At 69.7% G+C, this 20,772-nt stretch carries 18 protein-coding genes; 8 read left to right on the top strand and 10 right to left on the bottom strand.

Going from position 1 to position 20,772, the window contains the following annotated elements; translation table 11 throughout:
- Window positions 1-58: 58 nt before the first annotated feature.
- On the bottom strand, window positions 59-2,320 hold the full coding sequence (locus ACIP63_RS29385) for a transglycosylase domain-containing protein (protein WP_401521537.1): 2,262 nt from the start codon (window positions 2,318-2,320) through the stop codon (window positions 59-61).
- A 398-nt stretch (window positions 2,321-2,718) separates the two neighbouring features.
- Between ACIP63_RS29385 and ACIP63_RS29390 the strand changes: the two genes are divergently transcribed.
- Window positions 2,719-3,096: a WhiB family transcriptional regulator gene (locus ACIP63_RS29390; RefSeq protein ID WP_401521539.1), complete on the top strand. Its 378-nt coding sequence runs from the start codon at window positions 2,719-2,721 to the stop codon at window positions 3,094-3,096.
- Window positions 3,097-3,145: 49 nt separating this feature from the next.
- Here the strand turns inward: ACIP63_RS29390 and ACIP63_RS29395 are convergent, their stop codons facing one another.
- Window positions 3,146-4,627 (bottom strand): ArsA-related P-loop ATPase, encoded by a 1,482-nt coding sequence (locus ACIP63_RS29395; RefSeq protein ID WP_401521540.1) that lies wholly within the window; start codon window positions 4,625-4,627, stop codon window positions 3,146-3,148.
- Window positions 4,624-5,658 carry an ArsA family ATPase gene (locus ACIP63_RS29400; RefSeq protein WP_401521542.1) on the bottom strand — a complete coding sequence of 345 codons (1,035 nt, stop codon included), beginning with the start codon at window positions 5,656-5,658 and terminating at the stop codon, window positions 4,624-4,626. The genes ACIP63_RS29395 and ACIP63_RS29400 overlap by 4 nt, the downstream gene beginning before the upstream one ends.
- A 71-nt stretch (window positions 5,659-5,729) precedes the next feature.
- Between ACIP63_RS29400 and ACIP63_RS29405 the strand changes: the two genes are divergently transcribed.
- The 4 genes from ACIP63_RS29405 to ACIP63_RS29420 all read left to right on the top strand — a co-directional run bounded on the left by ACIP63_RS29405 (window position 5,730) and on the right by ACIP63_RS29420 (window position 8,232).
- Entirely contained in the window at window positions 5,730-5,888 is a 159-nt protein-coding gene (locus ACIP63_RS29405; protein WP_019992579.1) for a DUF4177 domain-containing protein, read from the top strand.
- On the top strand, window positions 5,888-6,358 hold the full coding sequence (locus ACIP63_RS29410; RefSeq protein WP_401521545.1) for a RidA family protein: 471 nt from the start codon (window positions 5,888-5,890) through the stop codon (window positions 6,356-6,358). Before ACIP63_RS29405 ends, ACIP63_RS29410 begins: the two co-directional genes overlap by 1 nt.
- A gap of 117 nt (window positions 6,359-6,475) precedes the next feature.
- Window positions 6,476-7,405 (top strand): NUDIX hydrolase, encoded by a 930-nt coding sequence (locus ACIP63_RS29415; protein ID WP_401521548.1) that lies wholly within the window; start codon window positions 6,476-6,478, stop codon window positions 7,403-7,405.
- Window positions 7,402-8,232: an MBL fold metallo-hydrolase gene (locus tag ACIP63_RS29420; RefSeq protein WP_401521551.1), complete on the top strand. Its 831-nt coding sequence runs from the start codon at window positions 7,402-7,404 to the stop codon at window positions 8,230-8,232. Before ACIP63_RS29415 ends, ACIP63_RS29420 begins: the two co-directional genes overlap by 4 nt.
- 77 nt (window positions 8,233-8,309) lie before the next feature.
- On the opposite strand, the gene ACIP63_RS29425 is transcribed toward ACIP63_RS29420, so the two are convergent.
- Window positions 8,310-8,984 (bottom strand): Crp/Fnr family transcriptional regulator, encoded by a 675-nt coding sequence (locus ACIP63_RS29425; RefSeq protein ID WP_031090867.1) that lies wholly within the window; start codon window positions 8,982-8,984, stop codon window positions 8,310-8,312.
- 253 nt (window positions 8,985-9,237) lie between these two features.
- Between ACIP63_RS29425 and nth the strand changes: the two genes are divergently transcribed.
- From nth to ACIP63_RS29440, 3 genes are all read left to right on the top strand, one after another.
- Entirely contained in the window at window positions 9,238-10,080 is an 843-nt protein-coding gene (gene nth / locus ACIP63_RS29430; protein WP_401521554.1) for an endonuclease III, read from the top strand.
- Between the two features lie 74 nt (window positions 10,081-10,154).
- On the top strand, window positions 10,155-10,892 hold the full coding sequence (locus tag ACIP63_RS29435) for an NUDIX hydrolase (RefSeq protein ID WP_401521555.1): 738 nt from the start codon (window positions 10,155-10,157) through the stop codon (window positions 10,890-10,892).
- A gap of 91 nt (window positions 10,893-10,983) precedes the next feature.
- Window positions 10,984-12,189: a MarP family serine protease gene (locus ACIP63_RS29440; RefSeq protein WP_401521558.1), complete on the top strand. Its 1,206-nt coding sequence runs from the start codon at window positions 10,984-10,986 to the stop codon at window positions 12,187-12,189.
- A 124-nt stretch (window positions 12,190-12,313) separates the two neighbouring features.
- On the opposite strand, the gene ACIP63_RS29445 is transcribed toward ACIP63_RS29440, so the two are convergent.
- The 6 genes from ACIP63_RS29445 to ACIP63_RS29470 form a co-directional block, all read right to left on the bottom strand.
- On the bottom strand, window positions 12,314-12,517 hold the full coding sequence (locus tag ACIP63_RS29445; RefSeq protein ID WP_382096052.1) for a hypothetical protein: 204 nt from the start codon (window positions 12,515-12,517) through the stop codon (window positions 12,314-12,316).
- Window positions 12,518-12,622: 105 nt separating this feature from the next.
- Window positions 12,623-13,600: an alpha/beta fold hydrolase gene (locus ACIP63_RS29450; RefSeq protein WP_401521560.1), complete on the bottom strand. Its 978-nt coding sequence runs from the start codon at window positions 13,598-13,600 to the stop codon at window positions 12,623-12,625.
- The gene (locus ACIP63_RS29455; protein ID WP_401521562.1) at window positions 13,597-14,127 is read right to left on the bottom strand and encodes a phage holin family protein; all 531 of its coding nucleotides are present in this window, start codon (window positions 14,125-14,127) and stop codon (window positions 13,597-13,599) included. Before ACIP63_RS29455 ends, ACIP63_RS29450 begins: the two co-directional genes overlap by 4 nt.
- A 39-nt stretch (window positions 14,128-14,166) precedes the next feature.
- The gene (gene nhaA, locus ACIP63_RS29460) at window positions 14,167-15,567 is read right to left on the bottom strand and encodes a Na+/H+ antiporter NhaA (RefSeq protein WP_401521564.1); all 1,401 of its coding nucleotides are present in this window, start codon (window positions 15,565-15,567) and stop codon (window positions 14,167-14,169) included.
- Window positions 15,568-15,959: 392 nt separating this feature from the next.
- Window positions 15,960-17,927, bottom strand: a complete 1,968-nt coding sequence (gene acs / locus ACIP63_RS29465; RefSeq protein ID WP_401521566.1) for an acetate--CoA ligase — start codon at window positions 17,925-17,927, stop codon at window positions 15,960-15,962.
- A gap of 185 nt (window positions 17,928-18,112) precedes the next feature.
- Window positions 18,113-20,623 (bottom strand): SulP family inorganic anion transporter, encoded by a 2,511-nt coding sequence (locus ACIP63_RS29470; RefSeq protein WP_401521569.1) that lies wholly within the window; start codon window positions 20,621-20,623, stop codon window positions 18,113-18,115.
- Window positions 20,624-20,772: the final 149 nt, after the last annotated feature.

Here is a 20,772-nt window from a genome sequence, read left to right on the forward strand (position 1 = left end):
GCGCCCCGGCTCGGGGGCGCCCCTCCTCTCTCATCACGTCGTCGTGCGATCCGGACGGTCAGGGACCGTTGCCGCCCCGCCCGCCGCCGTCGTTCCCGCCGATGATGCCGGGCGGCAGGGTGATACCGCCGATGGGGTCGGCGCCGGGCTTGTCGTTGTCGTTCCCGCCGCCGTTGTCCTCGCCGCCGTTCCCGCCGCCGCCGTTGCCGTCGCCGCGGCCGTTGTCCTTCTCCTTCTCCTTCTCCTTGGCGCGGGGCACCGAGACCGGGTTGAAGGAGGGGGTCTCGGACGCGTCCAGCGCGCCGGTCATCGCCGTCTTCCAGATGGGACCGGGAAGGCAGCCGCCGCAGACCTTGTCGTAGTACTGGCCGCCGATGGTGATGTCGTACATCTTGGTCGTCTTCTCACCGATGTCGTCACCGACCCAGACCGCGGTGGAGAGGTTCGGGGTGTAGCCGACGAACCAGGCGTCGAGACGGTCGTTCGTCGTACCGGTCTTGCCGGCGTTGTCACGGTCGGAGAGACCGGCCAGTTGACCGGTTCCGTCCTCGACCACGCCCTTGAGCATCTGGCTGATGGTGTCCGCCGTCTTCTCCTCCATCGCGCGGGAGCACTTCGTCTTCGGTACGCCGATCTTCTTGCCGTTGGCGTCGGTGATCGACTCGATGGCGACGGGGGAGCAGTACGTGCCCCGGTTGGCGAACGTGGCGTACACGGAGGCCATCGACAGCGGGGTGCTCACTTCACCGCCGAGGGTGATCGAGGCGTTCTCCTCGATCTGCTTGCCGTCACCACGCTCGTAGCCGACCTTCTTCGCCATCTGGACCGTCTCGCAGAGCCCGGCCTTCTGTTCCAGCTTGGCGAAGTAGGTGTTGATGGACTTGCCGAGCGCGCTCGTCATGTCCCAGCTGCCCTTTTCGGACTCCATCTCGTTCTGGAGGTCCCAGTTGCTGCTGCCGGTCGGGGCTCCCGCGCAGTTGCGGAAGGAGCTCAGCGGCAGCGAGATCTTCCAGTCGGTGGCGTAGCTCTCCGCCGGGCTGATGCCCTTCTCCAGGGCGGCGGCGGCGGTGATCGGCTTGAAGGTCGAGCCGACCTGGAAGCCGTAGGTGCTGCCGCCCATCTTGTTGCTGACGCCGAGGTTGAGGACCGTCTCGTTCTTCTTCTGGTCCAGGCCGTACGGCCTGGACTGGCCCATCGAGAGGATCTTGCCGGTGCCGGGCTCGACCTGCACCACCGAGGCGGCGACCTTGTCGTCCTTGTAGACCTTCGAGGTCGCGGCCTCGTCGGCCGCCTTCTGCGCGCGCGGCGAGAGTGTGGTCCTGATGGTCAGGCCGCCGAGGTTCCAGAGCTTGGAGCGTTCCTCGTCGGTCTTCCCGAAGGCCGGGTCGGTCAGGATCGTCTTGCGCACGTAGTCGCAGAAGAATCCGGCGCCGCTCACGGCGGTGATGCAGCCGTTGTTCGGCCTGCTGACCTTCAGCGCGAGAGGGGTGGCGATGGCCTTCTCGGCCTCGGCCTTCGAGATGCTGCCGACGGCGGCCATGCGCTGCAACACGATGTTGCGCCGCTTGGTCGCCTCCTCCGTGTCGTTGACCGGGTCGTAGCGGGTCGGCGACTGGACGAGGCCGGCCAGCATCGCGGCCTCCTCCACCTTCAGGTCCTTGGCGTGCTTGGAGAAGTAGCGCTGGGAAGCCGCCTCGACCCCGTAGGCCTGCTGACCGAAGAAGGTGATGTTGAGGTAGTTCTCCAGGATCTTCTTCTTGCCGAGCTCTTCCTCGACCTGGATCGCGTACTTCAGCTCCCGGACCTTGCGGCCCAGGGTCTGCTGCGTGGCCTCGGCGACCTTGTCCGGGTCGTCGCCCGCCTCCTCGACGAAGACGTTCTTCACGTACTGCTGGGTGAGCGTCGAGGCGCCCTGCGCGGCGCCGCCCTCCTGCACGTTGCGGTTCATCGCGCGCAGGATGCCCTTGAGGTCCACCGCGCCGTGCTCGTAGAAGCGCGAGTCCTCAATCGCGATGATCGCGTCCTGCATGTACGGCGAGATGTCCTTGAGCGGGACGACGGTGCGGTCACGCGAGTACACCGTGGCGATCGCGCCGCCCTCGTTGTCCAGGATCGTGGTCCGCTGGCTCAGCGGTGGGGTCTTGAGGTTGGAAGGGATCTCGTCGAATCCCTCGACCGTCCCCTTGGCGGCGAGCCCGAGTGCGCCGGCGGCCGGCAGTGCGATGCCGGCCAGCACAGCTCCGGAGAGCGCGGCGACACCGAGGAACTTGGCGGCCTGCTGGGTCGTCGTCAGACCCCCGCCTGAGCGCTTCTTTGGCATGGGGGCAGCCTACGTTCTCATTCGCCGGACACGCGTATAGGCCTTGGCCTAAGCTGCTCTCAACTGTCACAGCAGTCCGGTTTTGCATCAACCCCCTTGCACGCCCCTCAACGGAATTCAGCCACCTGTCGAGACGTTCCCGAATTCGTCTCATGTGTCTCTCAATGTCCGTTGCGGCTTGGGGTTTCTGTCCCGATTCTGTCGGGAAGGTCGCGCATGTCCTCCCGTCACTCCCCTGGGTGATCTGCCGCGTACGCATAGTCCGTTCGGACCATTCAAGATTGGGCCCGAAGGGGGTGTTGTGCTGTGCCCACCTTCCGTAACGTCCTCAACTGGCAGCGGTGAATATGCCGCTACCGCCGTGGGGGAGCCTCGATTCGGGAGAGGACGGCGCCGGCATGGGCTGGGTAACCGACTGGAGTGCGCAGGCAGCCTGCCGCACTACCGATCCGGATGAATTGTTCGTACAAGGGGCAGCGCAGAACAGGGCCAAGGCGGTGTGCACCGGTTGCCCGGTGCGGACCGAGTGCCTGGCCGACGCGCTGGACAATCGCGTCGAGTTCGGCGTGTGGGGCGGAATGACGGAACGGGAGCGCCGCGCGCTGCTGCGCAGGAGGCCCACCGTCACGTCCTGGCGCCGCCTGCTGGAGACCGCACGCAGTGAGTACGAGCGGTCCACGGGCATGCTGCCGGCAGCGGTGGGTCTGGACGACGACCTGCACGCCGACGCTCTGCACGAGGACGAACTGCACGAGACGTTCGCCGCCGTGGGGTGAGTGCGGGCAGTGCCGCACGGACTGCCCCGGGACACGCCCGGTGGCGGTCCTAGGCAGCTCCGGCCGGCGCGGAAGCGGAACCGGTCGCGAGCAGTTCCCCGATGGCCCTGAGGCCTGAGAGGTCGTGTACGTCCCCGGGCAGCGCGGCCACCTCGGCCACCGGGACCTCGGGGTGAAGCGTGGTGAAGTGGTCCCGGGTGTGCTGCTCGCGTGCGACGACGTTCATCCGCTCCGCGTGCAGCCGCAACAGACCCGCGGTCAGCTGCTCGATGGAGACTTCGACGGATACGGCGTCCGTGGCGGCTGTGCTGTGCCTGTCTGCTTCCGTGTGCGCGGCTTCTGTGTGCGCCGTTTCTGAGTGCGCGGCTGGCCCGGACGGGTCAGGCGACTTCCGGCCACGGGTGCCCGGCTCGGGCTCAGGGGTGTGCTTCGTCCGGTCGTGCTGGGGCGGCTCCTGCTGTGACGGCTCGTGCGGGGCGTGCTCGTTGCTGCGCTCGGGGGAGAGCGGCTCCGGGGCTTCGGGAGAGGCGGCGGACCCAGGGTCCACGTCACCAAGGCCAGCCTTCCCGGCCGTCTGATCCACAATGCCGACGCCTTCAAGATTTTCTGCGGCTGCCAGCGCCTGCTCCGAGGAGAGCCGCGAGGCCTCGCTTCCGTGCACCCGGTTGAGGACCAGACCGGCCAGCGGCATCTCCTCCGCGGCCAGCCGTTCCACGAAGTACGCGGCCTCGCGCAGTGCGTCCCGCTCCGGCGTCGCCACCACGAGGAACGCGGTGCCGGGCGCCTGGAGCAGCTTGTACGTCGCGTCGGCCCGGGTACGGAATCCGCCGAACATGGAGTCCATCGCGGCGACGAAGGTCTGTACGTCGCGGAGGAACTGTCCGCCGAGCAGCTTGCCGAGCGTTCCCGTCATCATCGACATCCCGACGTTGAGGAACTTCATCCCGGCACGCCCGCCGATCTTCGCCGGGGCGATCAGCAGCCGGATGAACTTCCCGTCCAGGAAGGAGCCGAGACGTCTCGGCGCGTCCAGGAAGTCCAGCGCGGAACGGGACGGCGGGGTGTCGACGATGATCAGGTCCCACTCGTCGCGGGCCCGGAGCTGGCCGAGCTTCTCCATCGCCATGTACTCCTGCGTGCCCGCGAACCCGGCCGACAGGGACTGGTAGAAGGGGTTCTCCAGGATCGCGCGCGCCCGCTCGGCATCCGTGTGCGCCTCGACGGTCTCGTCGAAGGTGCGCTTCATGTCGAGCATCATGGCGTGCAGTTCGCCTTCGCCCTCGATGTCCTCGACCCGTCGCGGGATGTTGTCCAGCTGGTCGATGCCCATGGACTGGGCGAGCCGGCGGGCCGGGTCGATGGTGAGGACGACGACCTTGCGCCCGCGCTCGGCCGCCCGTACGCCGAGGGCCGCCGCGGTGGTGGTCTTGCCCACGCCCCCGGAACCGCAGCAGACGACGATGCGGATCTCCGGGTCGTCCAGGAGCGCGTCGGTCTCCAGCCCCGGTGCGATGTCCGTGCCCAGCGTCATGACCCCGCCCCTTCTCCGGATCCGCGTCGCTTCCCGCCCCGGGCCCTCTGTCCCGCCGCGTCCGCGGTGTCGTCGCCCACACCCTGCTTGCGGAACTCCGCCGCCAGCTCGTGCAGTGCGTTCGGGCTCACGCCCTCGCCCATCAGAGGGAGCTCGGCCATGGGCAGCCCCAGCCCGGCCAGCACCGCGCGCTGCTCACGCTCCAGGCCGACGCGCTGGGCGTGCTCGGCGGCCTGCGCGACGAGCGGTCGTACCAGCCCGGCGGAACCTGTCACGCCGGCCCGGGTGAGCGTCTTCGCGATCTCCTTGCGACGGCCTCCCGAGGCCGTGCGCAGCGCGTCCTCGTCCAGCAGGTGGGGCCGCACCATGTTCACGACGACCCGGCCCACGGGCAGTTCGGCGGCGCGCAGCTCGGCGATGCCGTCCGCTGTCTCCTGGACCGGCATCTCCTCCAGGAGCGTCACCAGGTGGACCGCCGTCTCGGGGGACTTCAGGACCCGCATCACGGCCTGCGCCTGATTGTGTATGGGGCCGATCCGCGCCAGCCCGGCCACCTCGTCGTTCACGTTGAGGAAGCGCGTGATGCGGCCGGTGGGGGGCGCGTCCATGATCACGTAGTCGTAGACGAACCTGCCCTGCTTGTCCTTGCGGCGTACGGCCTCGCAGGCCTTGCCCGTCAGCAGGACGTCGCGGACCCCCGGGGCGACGGTGGTGGCGAAGTCGATCGCGCCGAGCTTCTTCAGGGCCCGGCCCGCGCTGCCCAGTTTGTAGAACATCTGGAGGTAGTCCAGGAGTGCGCGCTCGGCGTCGATCGCCAGTGCGTGGACCTCCCCGCCGCCGGGCGCCACGGCGATCCTGCGTTCCTCGTAGGGGAGTGGCTCGGACTCGAAGAGCTGGGCGATGCCCTGCCTGCCCTCTACCTCCACGAGGAGAGTGCGCCTGCCCTCGGTCGCGAGGGCGAGCGCGAGTGCGGCGGCGACCGTGGTCTTACCGGTCCCGCCCTTGCCGCTGACGACCTGGAACCTGCTCACGTCTTCGAGCCTAACCAGTCGGCAGGCAGGCTACGCACGAGGCCGCCTGTGCCAGGCATTACAGTCGGCTCATGACCAAGTGGGAATACGCGACCGTGCCCCTTCTCGTGCACGCGACCAAGCAGATTCTGGACACCTGGGGCGAGGACGGCTGGGAGCTGGTCCAGGTCGTTCCCGGCCCGAACAACCCCGAGCAGCTCGTGGCCTACCTGAAGCGGGAGAAGCCCTAGTGGCGGGCGCCGTCGAGGCGAAGCTCGCCGAACTCGGCCTGGCGCTCCCGGACGTCGTACCGCCGCTGGCCTCCTACCAGCCGGCCGTGCGGTCGGGGGTGTACGTCTACACCTCCGGCCAGCTCCCGATGGTGGACGGCACACTCGCGGTGACCGGCAAGGTCGGCGCCGAGGTGACGCCGGACGAGGCCAAGGAGCTGGCCAGGACCTGCGCGCTGAACGCCCTCGCGGCGGTGAAGTCCGTCGCAGGCGACCTGGACCGGATCGCCCGGGTCGTGAAGGTCGTGGGCTTCGTCGCCTCCGCCACCGACTTCACCGGGCAGCCGGGGGTCGTCAACGGTGCGAGCGAGCTCCTGGGCGCGGTCCTGGGCGACAAGGGCGTGCACGCCCGCAGCGCCGTCGGCGTCGCGGTGCTGCCGCTGGACGCACCGGTCGAGGTCGAGGTCCAGGTCGAGCTCGTCGACGCCTGATCCCGCCCTTCCACGATCCCGTCCGGTCCTGGGACCGGGCGGGATCTGTGTGTAAGGGGCAGACACCGGTGTCCGGGGGCCCTCGAACATCGGCGCGGTTCCGGATAGCCTCCGGCCATGTCCAACGGTCAGTGGTACCCACCGGAATGGCCCGCCCGGATCCGGGCCCTCGCCAGCGGCGAGCTGACAGCCGTGACCCCCAGGCGTGCGGCCACGGTGATGCTGCTCCGGGACGACACGTCGGGGCCGGGCACCACCGGTCCCGCCGTGCACATGCTGCGCCGGCGGACCTCCATGGCCTTTGCCGGCGGTGCGTACGCCTATCCGGGTGGCGGGGTCGACCCGCGCGACGACGACCACCTCGTGCGGTGGGCGGGACCGCCCCTGGACACGTGGGCCGCCCGCCTGGGTGTCGGCACGGCGGCGGAGGCGCAGGCCGTCGTCTGCGCCGCGGTCCGTGAGACGTACGAGGAAGCGGGCGTCCTGCTGGCCGGGCCGACCGCGGACACCGTCGTGAGCGACACCACGGGCGCCGACTGGGAGGCCGACCGTGAGGCCCTCGTCGCCCGGGAGCTGTCCTTCGCGGGGTTCCTGGAGCGCCGGGGCCTGGTGCTGCGCTCCGACCTGCTGGCCGCGTGGGCGCGCTGGATCACCCCGGCCTTCGAGCCGCGACGCTACGACACCTGGTTCTTCGTGGCCGCCCTGCCGGAGGGGCAGCGCACCCGGAACGCCTCCACCGAGGCCGACCGGACGGTGTGGATCCGGCCCGGTGACGCCGCCGACGGCTACGACAAGGGCGAACTGCTGATGATGCCGCCCACCGTGGCCACCCTGCGGGCGCTGAGGCCGTACGGGACGGCCGCGGAGGCGCTGGAGGCAGCGGATTCCCAGAACCTCGCCCCCGTGCTGGCAGAGGCCCGTATGGAGGGCGACGAGCTGGTGCTGAGCTGGCCGGGCCACGACGAGTTCACCAAACACGTCCCGACGGCAGGTGGAGCCGCCTTCCCCTCCGCTGCCGAGGGTGCGGACCCGGGGGCGGCCTCGTGAGCGACGCGGCCGCACTGCCCGGACAGCCCCGCGGCGGGGTCCTGTCCGGTCCCGCCACCACCCGTACGGTCAACGTCCTGGCTCCCAACGCGTCCGCGATGACCCTGGACGGCACGAACACCTGGGTCGTCGCCGAACCGGACTCGGACCTGGCGGTGGTGATCGACCCGGGGCCGCTCGACGACGTACATCTGCGGGCTGTCATCGACACCGTGGAGCGGACGGGCAGGCGCGTCGGTCTCACCCTGCTCACGCACGGACACCCTGACCACGCCGAGGGCGCGACCCGGTTCGCCGAGCTCACCCGTACGAAGGTGCGCGCCCTGGACGCGGCGCTGCGGCTGGGCGACGAGGGGCTCGCGGCAGGCGACGTGATCACCACGGGAGGGCTGGAACTCCGGGTCGTCCCCACGCCGGGACACACCGCGGACTCGCTCTCCTTCCACCTGCCGGCCGACCGGGCCGTGCTGACGGGCGACACGATCCTCGGGCGCGGCACCACCGTCGTCGCCCACCCGGACGGGCGGCTCGGGGACTACCTGGACACCCTGAGGCGGCTGCGCTCGCTGACCGTCGACGACGGGGTGCACACGGTGCTCCCGGGACACGGGCCGGTGCTGGAGGACGCGCAGGGCGCCGTCGAGTTCTATCTCGCCCACCGGGCACACCGCCTGGCCCAGGTGGAGACGGGGGTGGAGGCCGGGCACCGGACGCCCGCCGAGGTCGTGGCGGCGGTGTACGCGGATGTGGACCGTTCCCTCTGGCCGGCGGCGGAGCTGTCGGTGCGGGCCCAGCTGGAGTACCTGACCGAGCACGGCCTGATCTGACCCGGAGCGGCCCCGGGAGGCACGCGAAAGGCCCCACCGCCGGTGGGGCCCTTTCGGTGAGCGTGCGGGGCGGTGCGTCAGCGGGACCGCTTCGCCAGCCGCTCCACGTCCAGCAGGATCACGGCGCGCGCCTCGAGGCGCAGCCAGCCGCGGCCCGCGAAGTCCGCGAGCGCCTTGTTGACCGTCTCGCGGGAGGCGCCGACCAGCTGGGCCAGCTCTTCCTGCGTCAGGTCGTGCACGACGTGGATGCCCTCCTCCGACTGGACGCCGAAGCGGCGCGACAGATCGAGGAGCGCACGGGCGACACGGCCCGGCACATCGGAGAAGACCAGGTCGGACATCTGGTCGTTGGTCTTGCGCAGACGGCGGGCGACGGCGCGCAGCAGCGCGGTGGCCACCTCGGGGCGGGCGTTCAGCCAGGGCTGGAGGTCTCCGTGGCCGAGGCCGAGGAGCTTGACCTCGGTGAGCGCGCTCGCGGTCGCGGTGCGCGGGCCCGGGTCGAAGAGCGACAGCTCCCCGATCAGCTCGCCGGGGCCGAGAACGGCCAGCATGTTCTCCCGCCCGTCGGGAGAGGTGCGGTGGAGCTTCACCTTGCCCTCGGTGACCACGTACAGGCGGTCGCCCGGGTCGCCCTCGTGGAACAGCGCGTCACCGCGCGCGAGGGTCACCTCACTCATCGAGGCGCGGAGCTCCGCGGCCTGCTCGTCATCGAGCGCCGCGAAAAGCGGGGCGCGCCGCAGAACGTCGTCCACGAGTTCTCTCCTTGTCGGCCTGTTCAGGGAAGCGTCGTTTCCATGATGCCGGACGGTAAAACAGTGCGATCGATCACAAACCAGTTTGACGCACGGGCGTGCCGGACCCTACGGCAGGGGGCCGATTGGGCGTGGATACGCGGTGACCGGGGCGGATGTCAGCCCCTGGCTCTAGGCTGGCCGGGTGTCCGGAACGCCGGTGAGAGTGCAGGCCAAGGGGGCTGATGGGGTGTCGGGAGACAGGAATTCCGCTGTGGGCGAACAGGCCGCACGAGGTACGAAAAAAGCCGCAAACCGTCCGACGGGAGCAGTGTCGGGCAAGACCGTGAAGCCCGAGTCGCATCTCGCGATGGTCCGCCGCGCCCGCAGGATCAACCGCGAGCTCGCCGAGGTCTACCCGTATGCCCACCCCGAGCTGGACTTCCGCAATCCGTTCGAACTCCTGGTGGCCACGGTGCTCTCCGCCCAGACCACCGACCTGAGGGTCAACCAGACCACCCCGGCCCTCTTCGCCGCCTATCCGACGCCCGAGGACATGGCCGCCGCCGTTCCCGAGAAGCTGGAGGAGATCATCCGGCCGACCGGTTTCTTCCGGGCCAAGGCGCGCTCCCTCATGGGACTGTCGGCCGCTCTCAGGGACGACTTCGGCGGAGAGGTCCCCGGCCGGCTGGCGGATCTCGTGAAGCTGCCCGGCGTCGGGCGCAAGACGGCCAACGTCGTCCTCGGCAACGCGTTCGGTGTGCCCGGCATCACGGTGGACACCCATTTCGGGCGACTGGTCCGCCGCTGGAAATGGACCGAGCAGGAGGACCCTGAGAAGGTCGAGGCCGAGATCGCCGCGATCTTCCCGAAGAGCGAGTGGACGATGCTCTCGCACCGCGTGGTCTTCCACGGCCGCCGCATCTGCCACTCCCGCAAGCCCGCCTGCGGCGCCTGCCCGATCTCCGCCCTCTGCCCTGCCTACGGGGAGGGCGAGACGGACCCCGAGAAGGCGAAGAAGCTGCTGAAGTACGAGATGGGCGGCTACCCGGGTCAGCGCCTCAGCCCGCCCCCGGACTATCCGGGCAGTCCCGCACCGCCGCTGGGAGCCGGGTGAGCGGCCGACCTGCCCAGGCGGGTCCGTGCGGAACGAAATGGCCGACGACAGGCGTTGGAACGACGGGGGTGCTCATGACGCACGCACAGAGGACACGGGCCGCAGCCGACGCGGCCACCACCGGGACGAGCACGCCCCAGGACAGCGCGCTCACCGTCACCACGGACGGCCTGCCCGACTGGCTGGAGCCCGTGGCCCGGGCGGCGCGTACGGTGCGCGCACACCAGCTCAGCCGCTTCCTGCCGCCAGAGAGCGGCGCCGGGCGCCAGTCCGCCGTCCTGGTCCTCTTCGGCGAGGGCGAGCGCGGTCCGGAGCTGCTCCTGATGGAGCGTTCCGGTTCCCTGCGCTCCCATGCCGGCCAGCCGTCCTTCCCCGGGGGCTCCCTCGACCCCGAGGACGGTGACCACACCACCACCGGGCCGCTCAGGGCCGCGCTGAGGGAGGCCGAGGAGGAGACCGGACTCGATCCGAGCGGCGTCCAGCTCTTCGGCGTGCTGCCCCGGCTCTACATCCCGGTGAGCGGCTTCGTCGTCACACCCGTCCTCGGCTGGTGGCGGACGCCGAGCCCGGTCGGTGCCGTCGATCCGGCCGAGACCGCCCGGGTCTTCACCGCCCCCGTGGCGGATCTCACGGATCCCGCCAACCGTGCGACAGCCGTCCACCCCAGCGGCCACGAAGGTCCCGCATTTCTGGTCGAATCCGCCCTGGTGTGGGGATTCACAGCCGGAGTGATCGACAGGATTGTGCACTACGCGGGGTGGGAACGCCCCTGGGACAGGACCAGGCAGGTGCCGCTCGACTGGCGCGCATGACAGGCTGACTCCCGTGCTGCGCTGTTCCGGGCCTGGCCCGGACCCCGTCGAACCGGACGGGCCAGGTGACGAATCTGCGAGGCTATAGACGGTGAACGTGCTGGACATCCTGCTGCTCGTCGGCGCCGTGTGGTTCGCGGTCATCGGCTACCGCCAGGGTTTCGTCGTCGGCATCCTGTCCGTGATCGGCTTTCTGGGCGGCGGTCTTGTGGCCGTCTACCTGCTGCCGGTCATCTGGGACCAGGCGACCGACGGGTCGGAGGTCTCCTCCACCGCCGCCATCGTCGCGGTGGTGATCGTGATCGTGTGCGCCTCGGTGGGCCAGGCTTTCACCACCCACCTCGGCAACCGGCTCCGCCGGTACATCACCTGGTCGCCGGCACGGGCCCTGGACGCCACGGGCGGCTCCCTGGTCAACGTGGTGGCCATGCTCCTGGTGGCCTGGCTGATCGGCTCGGCGCTGGCCGGCACGTCACTGCCGACGCTGGGCAAGGAGGTCCGTAACTCCTCGGTCCTGCTCGGGGTCTCCCGGGTGATGCCCGATCAGGCGTCCAACTGGTTCACGGACTTCTCGTCCGTCCTCGCGCAGAACGGCTTCCCCCAGGTCTTCAGTCCGTTCGCCAACGAGCCCATCACCGCGGTCGAACCGCCGGACCCCGCGCTGGCGGGAAGCCCTGTGGCCGCCCGCGCGAAGAAGTCCATCGTCAAGGTCGTCGGCATGGCCCCGGGCTGCGGCAAGGTCCTCGAAGGGACCGGTTTCGTGTTCTCCGACCGCCGTGTGATGACCAACGCCCACGTGGTCGGCGGCGTCGACGAACCGACTGTCCAGATCGGTGGCGAAGGCCGGCTGTACGACGCCAAGGTCGTCCTCTACGACTGGCAGCGGGACATCGCCGTACTGGACGTCCCGGACCTGGACGCCGAGCCGCTGCGCTTCACCGACACCGACAAGGACGCGGGGAGCGGTGACAGCGCCATCGTCGCCGGCTTCCCGGAGAACGGTGCCTACGACGTGCGCTCGGCGCGCATCCGGGGCCGTATCGACGCCAACGGCCCGGACATCTACCACCGTGGCACCGTGCGGCGCGACGTGTACTCGCTCTTCGCGACCGTCCGCCAGGGCAACTCCGGTGGCCCGCTGCTCACTCCGGACGGGAAGGTGTACGGGGTGGTGTTCGCGAAGTCGCTCGACGACCCGGACACGGGTTACGCGCTGACGGCCGACGAGATCCGCGAGGACATCGAGCTCGGCAGGTCTTCGGCCCAGCAGGTCGACAGTCAGGGCTGCGCGCTCTGAGCCGTCCCTTAGGCGGACACCGGGGACCCCGGGCCACCTGATCCTGCCGTACGGACCCACCTACGGCCCCCGGCCCGTTGAGGACCGGGGGCCGTACGTGGCGTGCTGTCGAACGGCTACGGCATCATCCGCGGGGATGGCGCAGGCGCGCCGAGACCCAGCGGGCCCGGCGGTGGAGAATGCGCGGAATACCCAGCCGGAGATCATGGAAATCGCTCACATCGTGCACCCGGCTCAGCGAGCCGCCCCCCTCGTGAATGCTCGGACCAGCAGGAGCGGTCGAGCGGCGGTTGCGTGCTGCGTCATTGAAGTCGCGCGTCCAGCCCATACCCCGACGTCTGCCCGTGACCCAAGGTCGGTAATCGTGCGCGAGTCAGCCAATTGGCTTATGCGGCAGGCAATTGGCTGTTCGTCGGACAGCTGTGCCCGTCGACTACCGGTCGGGCTCAGGGTCCTTGAGCCAGTTGATGAGTTCGGCCGAGAAGCCCACCGGATCCTCTTCGTGGGGGAAGTGCCCCAGACCGTCGAAAAGTCGCCATCGGTACGGCGCCTCGACGTACTCGCCGGACCCCGCCGAACTACGGGTCCGGATCGCCGGGTCGAGCGAGCCGTGGAGATGCAGGGTGGGTACACGCACCGGGCGCTTCATCCGCCGGTTGAACTGGACGCCGTCCGGACGGGCCAGTGAACGGACCATCCAGCGGTACGGCTCGATCGAGCAGTGGGCCGTCGACGGGATGCACATCGCGCGCCGGTAGACGTCCGTGGTCAGGTCGTCGGGGAAGCCGGGGGTGTGCGGGCCCGACCAGTCGCGGATCAGCCGGGCCACCAACGCCGCGTCGTCCGCGACGAGCTGACGCTCCGGCACCCATGGGCGCTGGAAGCCCCACACATGCGAACCGGCGCGCGACTGGGCGAAGTCCGAGAGCATCGAGGAACGCCAGCGGCGCGGATGCGGCATCGACGACACCACGAGCCGTCGGACCAGCTTCGGCCGCATCACAGCCGCGGTCCAGGCGAGGTAGCCGCCCATGTCGTGTCCCACGAGCGCCGCGTCCGGCTCGCCGAGGGAGCGGATCACGCCGGTGACGTCGAGAGCCAGGTTCGCGGGGTCGTAGCCCCGGGGCGTACGGTCGCTGCCGCCGACCCCGCGGAGGTCCATCGCGACCGCGCGGTATCCGGCGTCGGCCAGGGCGGTCAGCTGGTGGCGCCAGGTCCACCAGAACTGCGGGAAGCCGTGCAGCAGCAGCACCAGCGGCCCGTCGCCGAGCTCGGCGATATGGAAGCGCGCACCGTTGGCGGCCACATCACGGTGGGTCCACGGCCCGTCGAGGCGGACAGGGCTGCCGGAACCGGCAGTCGCCCCCAGCGGCCCCACCGGACCGGATGTGCTGAAATCGGCGTCGGTCATGTGGACGAGCGTGTCACAGAGACCGCCTTCTCCTGGACAGGACGGTTCTCGATGGCCCTGTCCGCGAGTGTGCTGCCCTGTGCCCGCTCGATCGCACGCGCGTCGGCGGCGGGGCGGGGGTGGGGCTTCACGCCCTGGAGGACCGCAGCGGTCTGCTTGGCCGACGCGATGGACTTCTCCGGCGGCTTGACCTTCTTGAACTTGGCGAGCCCGAAGAGGGCGAGCAGGATCCCCAGCAGGATGAACGCACCGCCGACGATCAGGAACGACCAGGCGAGCCCGAGCCCGAGATTGTGGATGCCGTAGGCCGCGGCGAAGCTCAGCACGGGGATCGCGAACAGGATCAGCACACCCGTGACGATGAAAGCCACGCTGCCGATCGCGCCGCGCTTGACGTCCTGACGCATCTCGGCCTTGGCCAGCGCGATCTCGTCGTGCACCAGCGCGGACATCTCAGCGGTCGCCGAAGCGAACAGCTGTCCGAGACTACGGTCGGTGCTGCCCGCGTAGTTGCCGGGGTCGCTCATCCCTGACTCCCTCTCTTCTTCCGTACATCCGATGTCAGATCATGCCGGACTGTCCGGCTTGCTGCTCGCTGCCCCCGCCCGTTCGGCAAGGCGACGGTGCTCGGCAGCCTTCCTCTCGTAGATCGCTGCCATGCGCAGGTGGTACTCGGGGTCGTCCTGCTCGTAGACGTCGGGTATCCCCGATTCGTCCGCGTCGATCTCCTCGGCCTCGTACAGCGCCCTGTATCTGCGTACCCGCAGTTTGAGCAGTACACCGGAGAGTACGGCGGCAATCAGGGAACCGATGAGCACCGCCGCCTTCACGTCGTTGATCATGTCCTCGTCGCCGGTGAAGGCGAGCTCCCCGATGAGCAGCGAAACGGTGAAGCCGATACCGGCCAGCGTGGCTACGGCGAAGACATCTGCCCAGGCGAGGTCCTTGTTCAGCTGGGCCTTCGTGAAGCGGGTGATGAGCCAGGTGCCGCCGAAGATGCCGAGGGTCTTGCCGACGACCAGACCGAGAACGACGCCGAGCGTTTCGGGCCGGGTGAAGACGCCGGCCAGGGCATCGCCCTTGAGAGTGACACCGGCCGAGAAGAGAGCGAACAGCGGAACCGCCACGCCGGCCGACAGAGGGCGCACCAGGTGCTCGATGTGTTCGCCCGGCGAGTGCGTCTCCCCCTCGCGCCTCGTGCAGCGCAGCATGAGACCCATGGCCACGCCGGCGATCGTCGCGTGGACGCCGCTGTTGTACATCAGTCCCCAGATGACCAGGGCGAGCGGCAGATAGACGTACCAGCCCCGCACCCCGGCGCGCAGCAGCACGTAGAAGACCACCAGGCCCACGAAGGCGCCGCCGAGGGCCAGGAAGTCGAGGTTGTCGGTGAAGAAGACCGCGATGATGAGGATGGCGAAGAGGTCGTCGACGACGGCGAGCGTCAGCAGGAAGGCGCGTAGCGCCGACGGCAGCGAGGTGCCGATGACCGCCAGGACGGCGAGCGCGAACGCGATGTCGGTGGCGGTGGGGACGGCCCAGCCGGCGAGGGAGCCACCACCGAGCACGGCGGTCAGCGTGTAGACGATCGCGGGGACGGCCATGCCGCAGAGCGCCGCCGCGACGGGGAGTGCCGCGGCCCGGGGATCGCGGAGCTCCCCGGCGACCAGCTCCCGCTTGAGTTCGACGCCCGCGACGAAGAAGAAGATGGCGAGCAGCCCGTCGGCCGCCCAGTGGGACACGGAGAGATGGAGTCCCAGCGCTTCCGGGCCGAAGTGGAAATGGCTGACGGAGGCGTACGTGGAGCCGAAGGTGTTGGCCCAGATCAGCGCGGCCACGGCCGCGACCAGCAGGATGACGCCACCGACCGTCTCGGTGCGCAGGGCCTCCGCGACGTAATTGCGCTCGGGGAGGGAGAGTCGGCCGAGCAGAGTGCGGCGGCCGGAAGGGGGGACGGGCGGGGCCACGAGGAAGACCTCCGGGTCGGGTTACGGCGTTGGTGGCATGGCGGATACACATGCCGACCAGACTTCCCGGCGCCCCTGTGGAGATTTACTTGTGCTGTTGTCGCTCGCTCGGCGTTCTTGCTTGCGCACCGGCGGGCAGGTGATCGTGCCGACGCGCTTCGCCGACGAAATCACCACTCTACCTGGGCTATCGGAAACGTATCCGGATGTGGTGAGCCCCGCGCGACGGGCGCGCACCGCCATCCGTACGTCTCCGGCCTGTCCCCGGCAGCCGGAAGGGGCACCCGGGTGGTTCCGGGTGCCCCTCGGGGCGTGCGAGCGGATCCCTCTCAGGCTCAGGTCTGTGTACGGACCTGGCCTGCCGCGACCGCCTCCGTCTCCTCCGGCCCGGTCTAGTCCTCGGACGAGGCGGAAGGCAGCTGGGTCTGGATGAGCGCCATGACGGAGGAGTCGGTGAGGGTGGTGACGTCGCCCAGCTCGCGGTTCTCGGCGACGTCGCGCAGGAGGCGGCGCATGATCTTGCCGGACCGGGTCTTCGGCAGCTCCGCCACCGGCAGGACGCGCTTGGGCTTGGCGATCGGCCCGAGCGTGGTGCCGACGTGGTTACGCAGCTCGGCGACCAGCTCCTTTGAGGCGGTGGCCGTCCCGCGCAGGATCACGAAGGCGACGATGGCCTGACCGGTCGTCTCGTCGTTGGCGCCGACCACGGCGGCCTCGGCGACGGAGGGGTGCGAGACGAGGGCGGACTCGACCTCGGTGGTCGAGATGTTGTGCCCGGAGACGAGCATGACGTCGTCGACGCGGCCCAGCAGCCAGATGTCGCCGTCCTCGTCCTTCTTGGCGCCGTCACCCGCGAAGTACTTGCCCTCGAAGCGTGACCAGTAGGTGTCGAGGAAGCGCTGGTCGTCACCCCAGATGGTGCGGAGCATCGACGGCCACGGCTCGGTGAGGACGAGATAGCCGCCCCCGCCGTTCGGCACCTCATGGGCCTCGTCGTCGACCACGGTGGCGGAAATGCCGGGCAGGGCCCGCTGGGCCGAGCCGGGCTTCGTCGCCGTGACCCCGGGAAGCGGCGAGATCATCATGGCGCCGGTCTCGGTCTGCCACCAGGTGTCCACGATCGGGCAGATATCGGCGCCGATGTGCTTGCGGTACCACATCCAGGCCTCGGGGTTGATCGGCTCACCCACCGAACCCAGCACACGCAGCGACGACAGATCGAACTTGGCGGGGATGTCGTCCCCCCACTTCATGAACGTGCGGATCGCCGTCGGCGCGGTGTACAGAATCGTCACCCCGTACTTCTGGACGATCTCCCAGAAACGCCCCTGGTGCGGGGTGTCGGGCGTGCCCTCGTACATGACCTGGGTCGCCCCGTTGGCCAGCGGCCCGTAGACGATGTACGAGTGCCCGGTCACCCAGCCGATGTCGGCGGTGCACCAGTACACATCCGACTCGGGCTTGAGGTCGAAGACCGCGTGATGGGTGTAGGCCGCCTGGGTCAGGTAACCCCCGGACGTGTGCAGGATGCCCTTCGGCTTACCCGTGGTCCCCGAGGTGTAGAGGATGAAGAGCGGCTGCTCCGCGTCGAACGCCTCCGGCGTGTGCTCGGCGGACTGCCGGCCGGTGATCTCGTGCCACCAGACGTCCCGGCCCTCGGACCATGCGGTGTCCTGCCCCGTGCGCCGGACCACCAGGACATGCTCGACGCTGTCGATGCGCGAGACGGCGTCGTCCACCGCGGGCTTGAGCGCCGAGGGCTTGCCGCGGCGGTAACCGCCGTCGGCGGTGATGACGACCTTGGCGTCGGCGTCCTGGATCCGGGCGGCGATCGCGTCCGCGGAGAACCCGCCGAAGACCACCGAATGCGCCGCGCCGATACGGGCGCAGGCCAGCATCGCCACGGCGGCTTCCGGGATCATCGGCAGGTAGACGGCGACCCGGTCGCCCTTGCCGACACCCAGCTCTGTGAGCGCGTTGGCGGCGCGGGAGACCTCGTCCTTCAGCTCCGCGTAGGTGATCGCGCGGCTGTCGCCGGGCTCACCCTCGAAGTGGATCGCGACCCGGTCGCCGTTGCCCGCCTCGACATGACGGTCCACGCAGTTGTACGCGACGTTGAGTCTGCCGTCCGCGAACCACTTCGCGAAGGGCGGATTGCTCCAGTCGAGCGTCTCGGTCGGCTCCGTGGCCCAGGTCAGGCGGCGGGCCTGCTCGGCCCAGAAGCCCAGCCTGTCCGCCTCGGCCTGCTCGTACGCCTCCACTGTCACGTTGGCGTTCGCAGCCAGATCGGCAGGCGGTGTGAACCGCCGCTCCTCCTTGAGCAGATTGGCCAGGCTTTCGTTGCTCACGACATCTCCCATTCCCAGGGTGTCCGTTGTGTCCCGGGGGACAGCTCATCAGGCTGCGGGCCAGGTGACAAGTGTCTGCCGGAAATTGGTTTAGACCTGTGTCTCGTGTAGGGAGTCACACGTCCCGCTTTCGCACGCAGCGCTGTGCGGTGCGAAAGCGGGACCACAAGGTCTCACGGACCGGGCGTGTGAGTGGTTCAGGCGCCGACGGCGGTACCGGGCGCAGGGTGCGGTGAGTCGATGCCGTCCTCGGCGCCCCACACCGCGCCGGGGGCGACCCGGACGAACACCTCGTCGGGCCCGGTTCCGGAACTGGCGCCCTCGGTCAGCAGATAAGCCTGCGCCTCACCGACATGAAAGTACATGCCGTGCAGCTGCAGGGTCCCCGCCGCCAGTCGGCGGGCCACCGAATCGTGCGCACGCAGGTGCTCCAACTGCTGCACCACATTGGTCAGGCAGAGCTGTTCCACCGCATCGGTGGGCAGGCGTCCGGCGATGCGGGCCCAGGAGTGGTGACGGGAGCGCATGCGCTCCAGGCTCGGCAGACCGTGCCGCAGCCAGCGCCACAGCGGTGTCCGGGGCGTCTCCGGCGCGGCGCCCAACAGGGCCTGCATGGCCCCGCATCCGGAGTGGCCGCAGATGGTGATGGACTCGACCTCCAGTACATCCACCGCGTACTCGATGGCGGCGGCGACTGAGTCGTCGTTGCTCTCGGTGTCCCCTGCGTCCGGCGGCGGCACCAGATTGCCGACGTTCCGCACGGTGAAGAGGTCCCCCGGGCCGCTCGCGGTGATCATGCTGGTGACCAGACGGGAGTCGGCACAGGTGAGGAACAGCTGCGAAGGGCGCTGCCCCTCTGCCGCCAGCCGGGCCAGCTCCTCACGGACCAGCGGGGCGGTGGTGCGCTGGAATGAACTGAGGCCGCTGAGAAGCCGATGGGCGCCGTGCCGGCGGCCCGAGGGGGCTTTCGGAGCCGTGGGAGGAGCTGCCTTCGAGACGACCTGCGAGTCAGGGGCCGCGGTGGTCGGTGCGGTGTCCTGCACGCTGTCGTGGCAGTGATGGTTGCGCCACGGCGTCCACGGGCGGCAGCAGGAATGGGCGGCCGACGCAGGCTCGGCGATCCGGCCCCCCGAGCGCCCGGTGAACTCGATCCGGCCGCCCAGCGCGGTCTGCGCCGCATACCAGTCCTGGATCGTCTCGTACGCCGCGTGGTCCATGAAGAAGCCGTCCAACTCGACCACCGCGTCGACCCCTTGCGGGAGCTTGCCGAGCACGCGGCTGAGTCGGGGGACGGCCAGAAAGGTCAGCTGGCCGCGAGCGGCAACCAGATAGCGGCCGTCCTGCTCGGTTACGGTGATCCTCGTGCGTGCCAGCCGGTGCAGGGCGACGGCCACCGCCACGACGATGCCGATCACCACCCCTTCGAGCACCCCGGCCAGAATCACGCCGCTGATCGTGGCGCCGTACACCAGGAACTCCCGGTGCCTGTGGACCTTCCGGATGTGGGCGAAGCTGACCATCTGGATCCCGACGACCATGACCAGCGCGGCGAGGGCGGCCAGCGGGATCCACTCCAGGGCCGTGACCAGCAGCGCGGCCGCCAGCAGCACCCAGACGCCGTGCAGCACGGTGGAGGCGCGGCTCGTCGCACCCGCCCGCACGTTCGCGGAGCTGCGCACAGCGCCGCCTGATACGGCCAGCCCGCCGGCGAGCCCCGATACCGCGTTGGCGACGCCCTGCGCCCGCAACTCCCGGTCGAGGTCCGATCGCTTGACAGGCGCGTGCGGTGTCGACCCGTCCTTTGCCACGGTTGTCGAGCGGTCCGCGGCCAGCTTGTCCACGGAGACGGCGGCCAGCAGGGATTCGAGGCTGGCGACGAGCGCGACGGTGAACACGGCTGTCGCCAGTGCCGCCACCGGGCCCCGCGGCAGTTCGGGCAGTGCGTGCGAGTGCCATGACGGCAGGTCCACCCGGGCGATGCCCGGTGCCGCCGCGGTGGCGACAGCCGTCGCGATGACCACGGCGGCGAGTGCGGCGGGAATTCTGCGGAGCGCCGCTCCGATCTGTCCGGGGACGCGCGGCCACGCGACGAGAAGGACGACCGTCAGGGCTCCGATGAGGGGCCCGGCCGGCTCGGCGTGCGCCAGGTGGGAGGGGAGCGACAGGACGTTGTCGAGGGCGGAGCTCCGGGGCACCTCGCCGAACACGATGTGCAGCTGGGCGAGAGCGATGGCCACGCCGATACCGGCGAGCGTGCCGTGCACGATGGCCGGGCTGACGGCGAGGGCACTGCGGGCCGCCTTCAGCGAACCCAGCAGGATCTGCAGAAGTCCGGCGCCGACAGTGATCGCGCACGTGGTGCGCCAGCCGTAGATCTGGATCAACTCTGCTGTGACTACGGTCAGTCCGGCGGACGGGCCACTGACCTGGAGCGGTGTGCCGCCCAGCAGTCCGGCGACGATTCCGCCGATGGCCGCCGAAACCAGTCCGGCGGCGAGCGGGGCGTCCATGGCGACGGCGAGACCGAGCGACATGGGAACGGCGATCAGGAAGACAGTGATCGATGCGGACAGATCCGCACCCGAGACGCGGATACGTCCGCGGCGGGGCGGGGGCGGCGGACTGTGTGGACGCTTGAATCTCGAGGCCCGGGAAGGGCGCGAACTGCGGGATGAGTGGTCGTTGCGAGTGGGGACGCAGGCAGACATGTTCCCGTCTCCTCCGGGGCAGCGCGGTCGCGGTATGTGAATGACGGCGGCCGTAGGTCACGGCGTGCAGCGGTGGGGTACAACGGCGGGATTTCTCAACTCTCCGTAAATGAATCGTAATGGAGAGTAAAGAAAGGTGTCCATGCTTT

Source organism: Streptomyces sp. NPDC088746, from assembly GCF_044751065.1.
Taxonomy (GTDB): Bacteria; Actinomycetota; Actinomycetes; order Streptomycetales; family Streptomycetaceae; genus Streptomyces.

Coding starts and splice junctions, on each gene's coding strand:
- ACIP63_RS29385 (WP_401521537.1), bottom strand. CDS start 2,320: ATGCCAAAGAAGCGCTCAGGCGGGGGTCTGACGACGACCCAGCAGGCC.
- ACIP63_RS29390 (WP_401521539.1), top strand. CDS start 2,719: ATGGGCTGGGTAACCGACTGGAGTGCGCAGGCAGCCTGCCGCACTACC.
- ACIP63_RS29395 (WP_401521540.1), bottom strand. CDS start 4,627: ATGACGCTGGGCACGGACATCGCACCGGGGCTGGAGACCGACGCGCTC.
- ACIP63_RS29405 (WP_019992579.1), top strand. CDS start 5,730: ATGACCAAGTGGGAATACGCGACCGTGCCCCTTCTCGTGCACGCGACC.
- ACIP63_RS29415 (WP_401521548.1), top strand. CDS start 6,476: ATGTCCAACGGTCAGTGGTACCCACCGGAATGGCCCGCCCGGATCCGG.
- ACIP63_RS29435 (WP_401521555.1), top strand. CDS start 10,155: ATGACGCACGCACAGAGGACACGGGCCGCAGCCGACGCGGCCACCACC.
- ACIP63_RS29445 (WP_382096052.1), bottom strand. CDS start 12,517: ATGGGCTGGACGCGCGACTTCAATGACGCAGCACGCAACCGCCGCTCG.
- ACIP63_RS29450 (WP_401521560.1), bottom strand. CDS start 13,600: ATGACCGACGCCGATTTCAGCACATCCGGTCCGGTGGGGCCGCTGGGG.
- ACIP63_RS29455 (WP_401521562.1), bottom strand. CDS start 14,127: ATGAGCGACCCCGGCAACTACGCGGGCAGCACCGACCGTAGTCTCGGA.
- acs (WP_401521566.1), bottom strand. CDS start 17,927: ATGGGAGATGTCGTGAGCAACGAAAGCCTGGCCAATCTGCTCAAGGAG.
- ACIP63_RS29470 (WP_401521569.1), bottom strand. CDS start 20,623: ATGTCTGCCTGCGTCCCCACTCGCAACGACCACTCATCCCGCAGTTCG.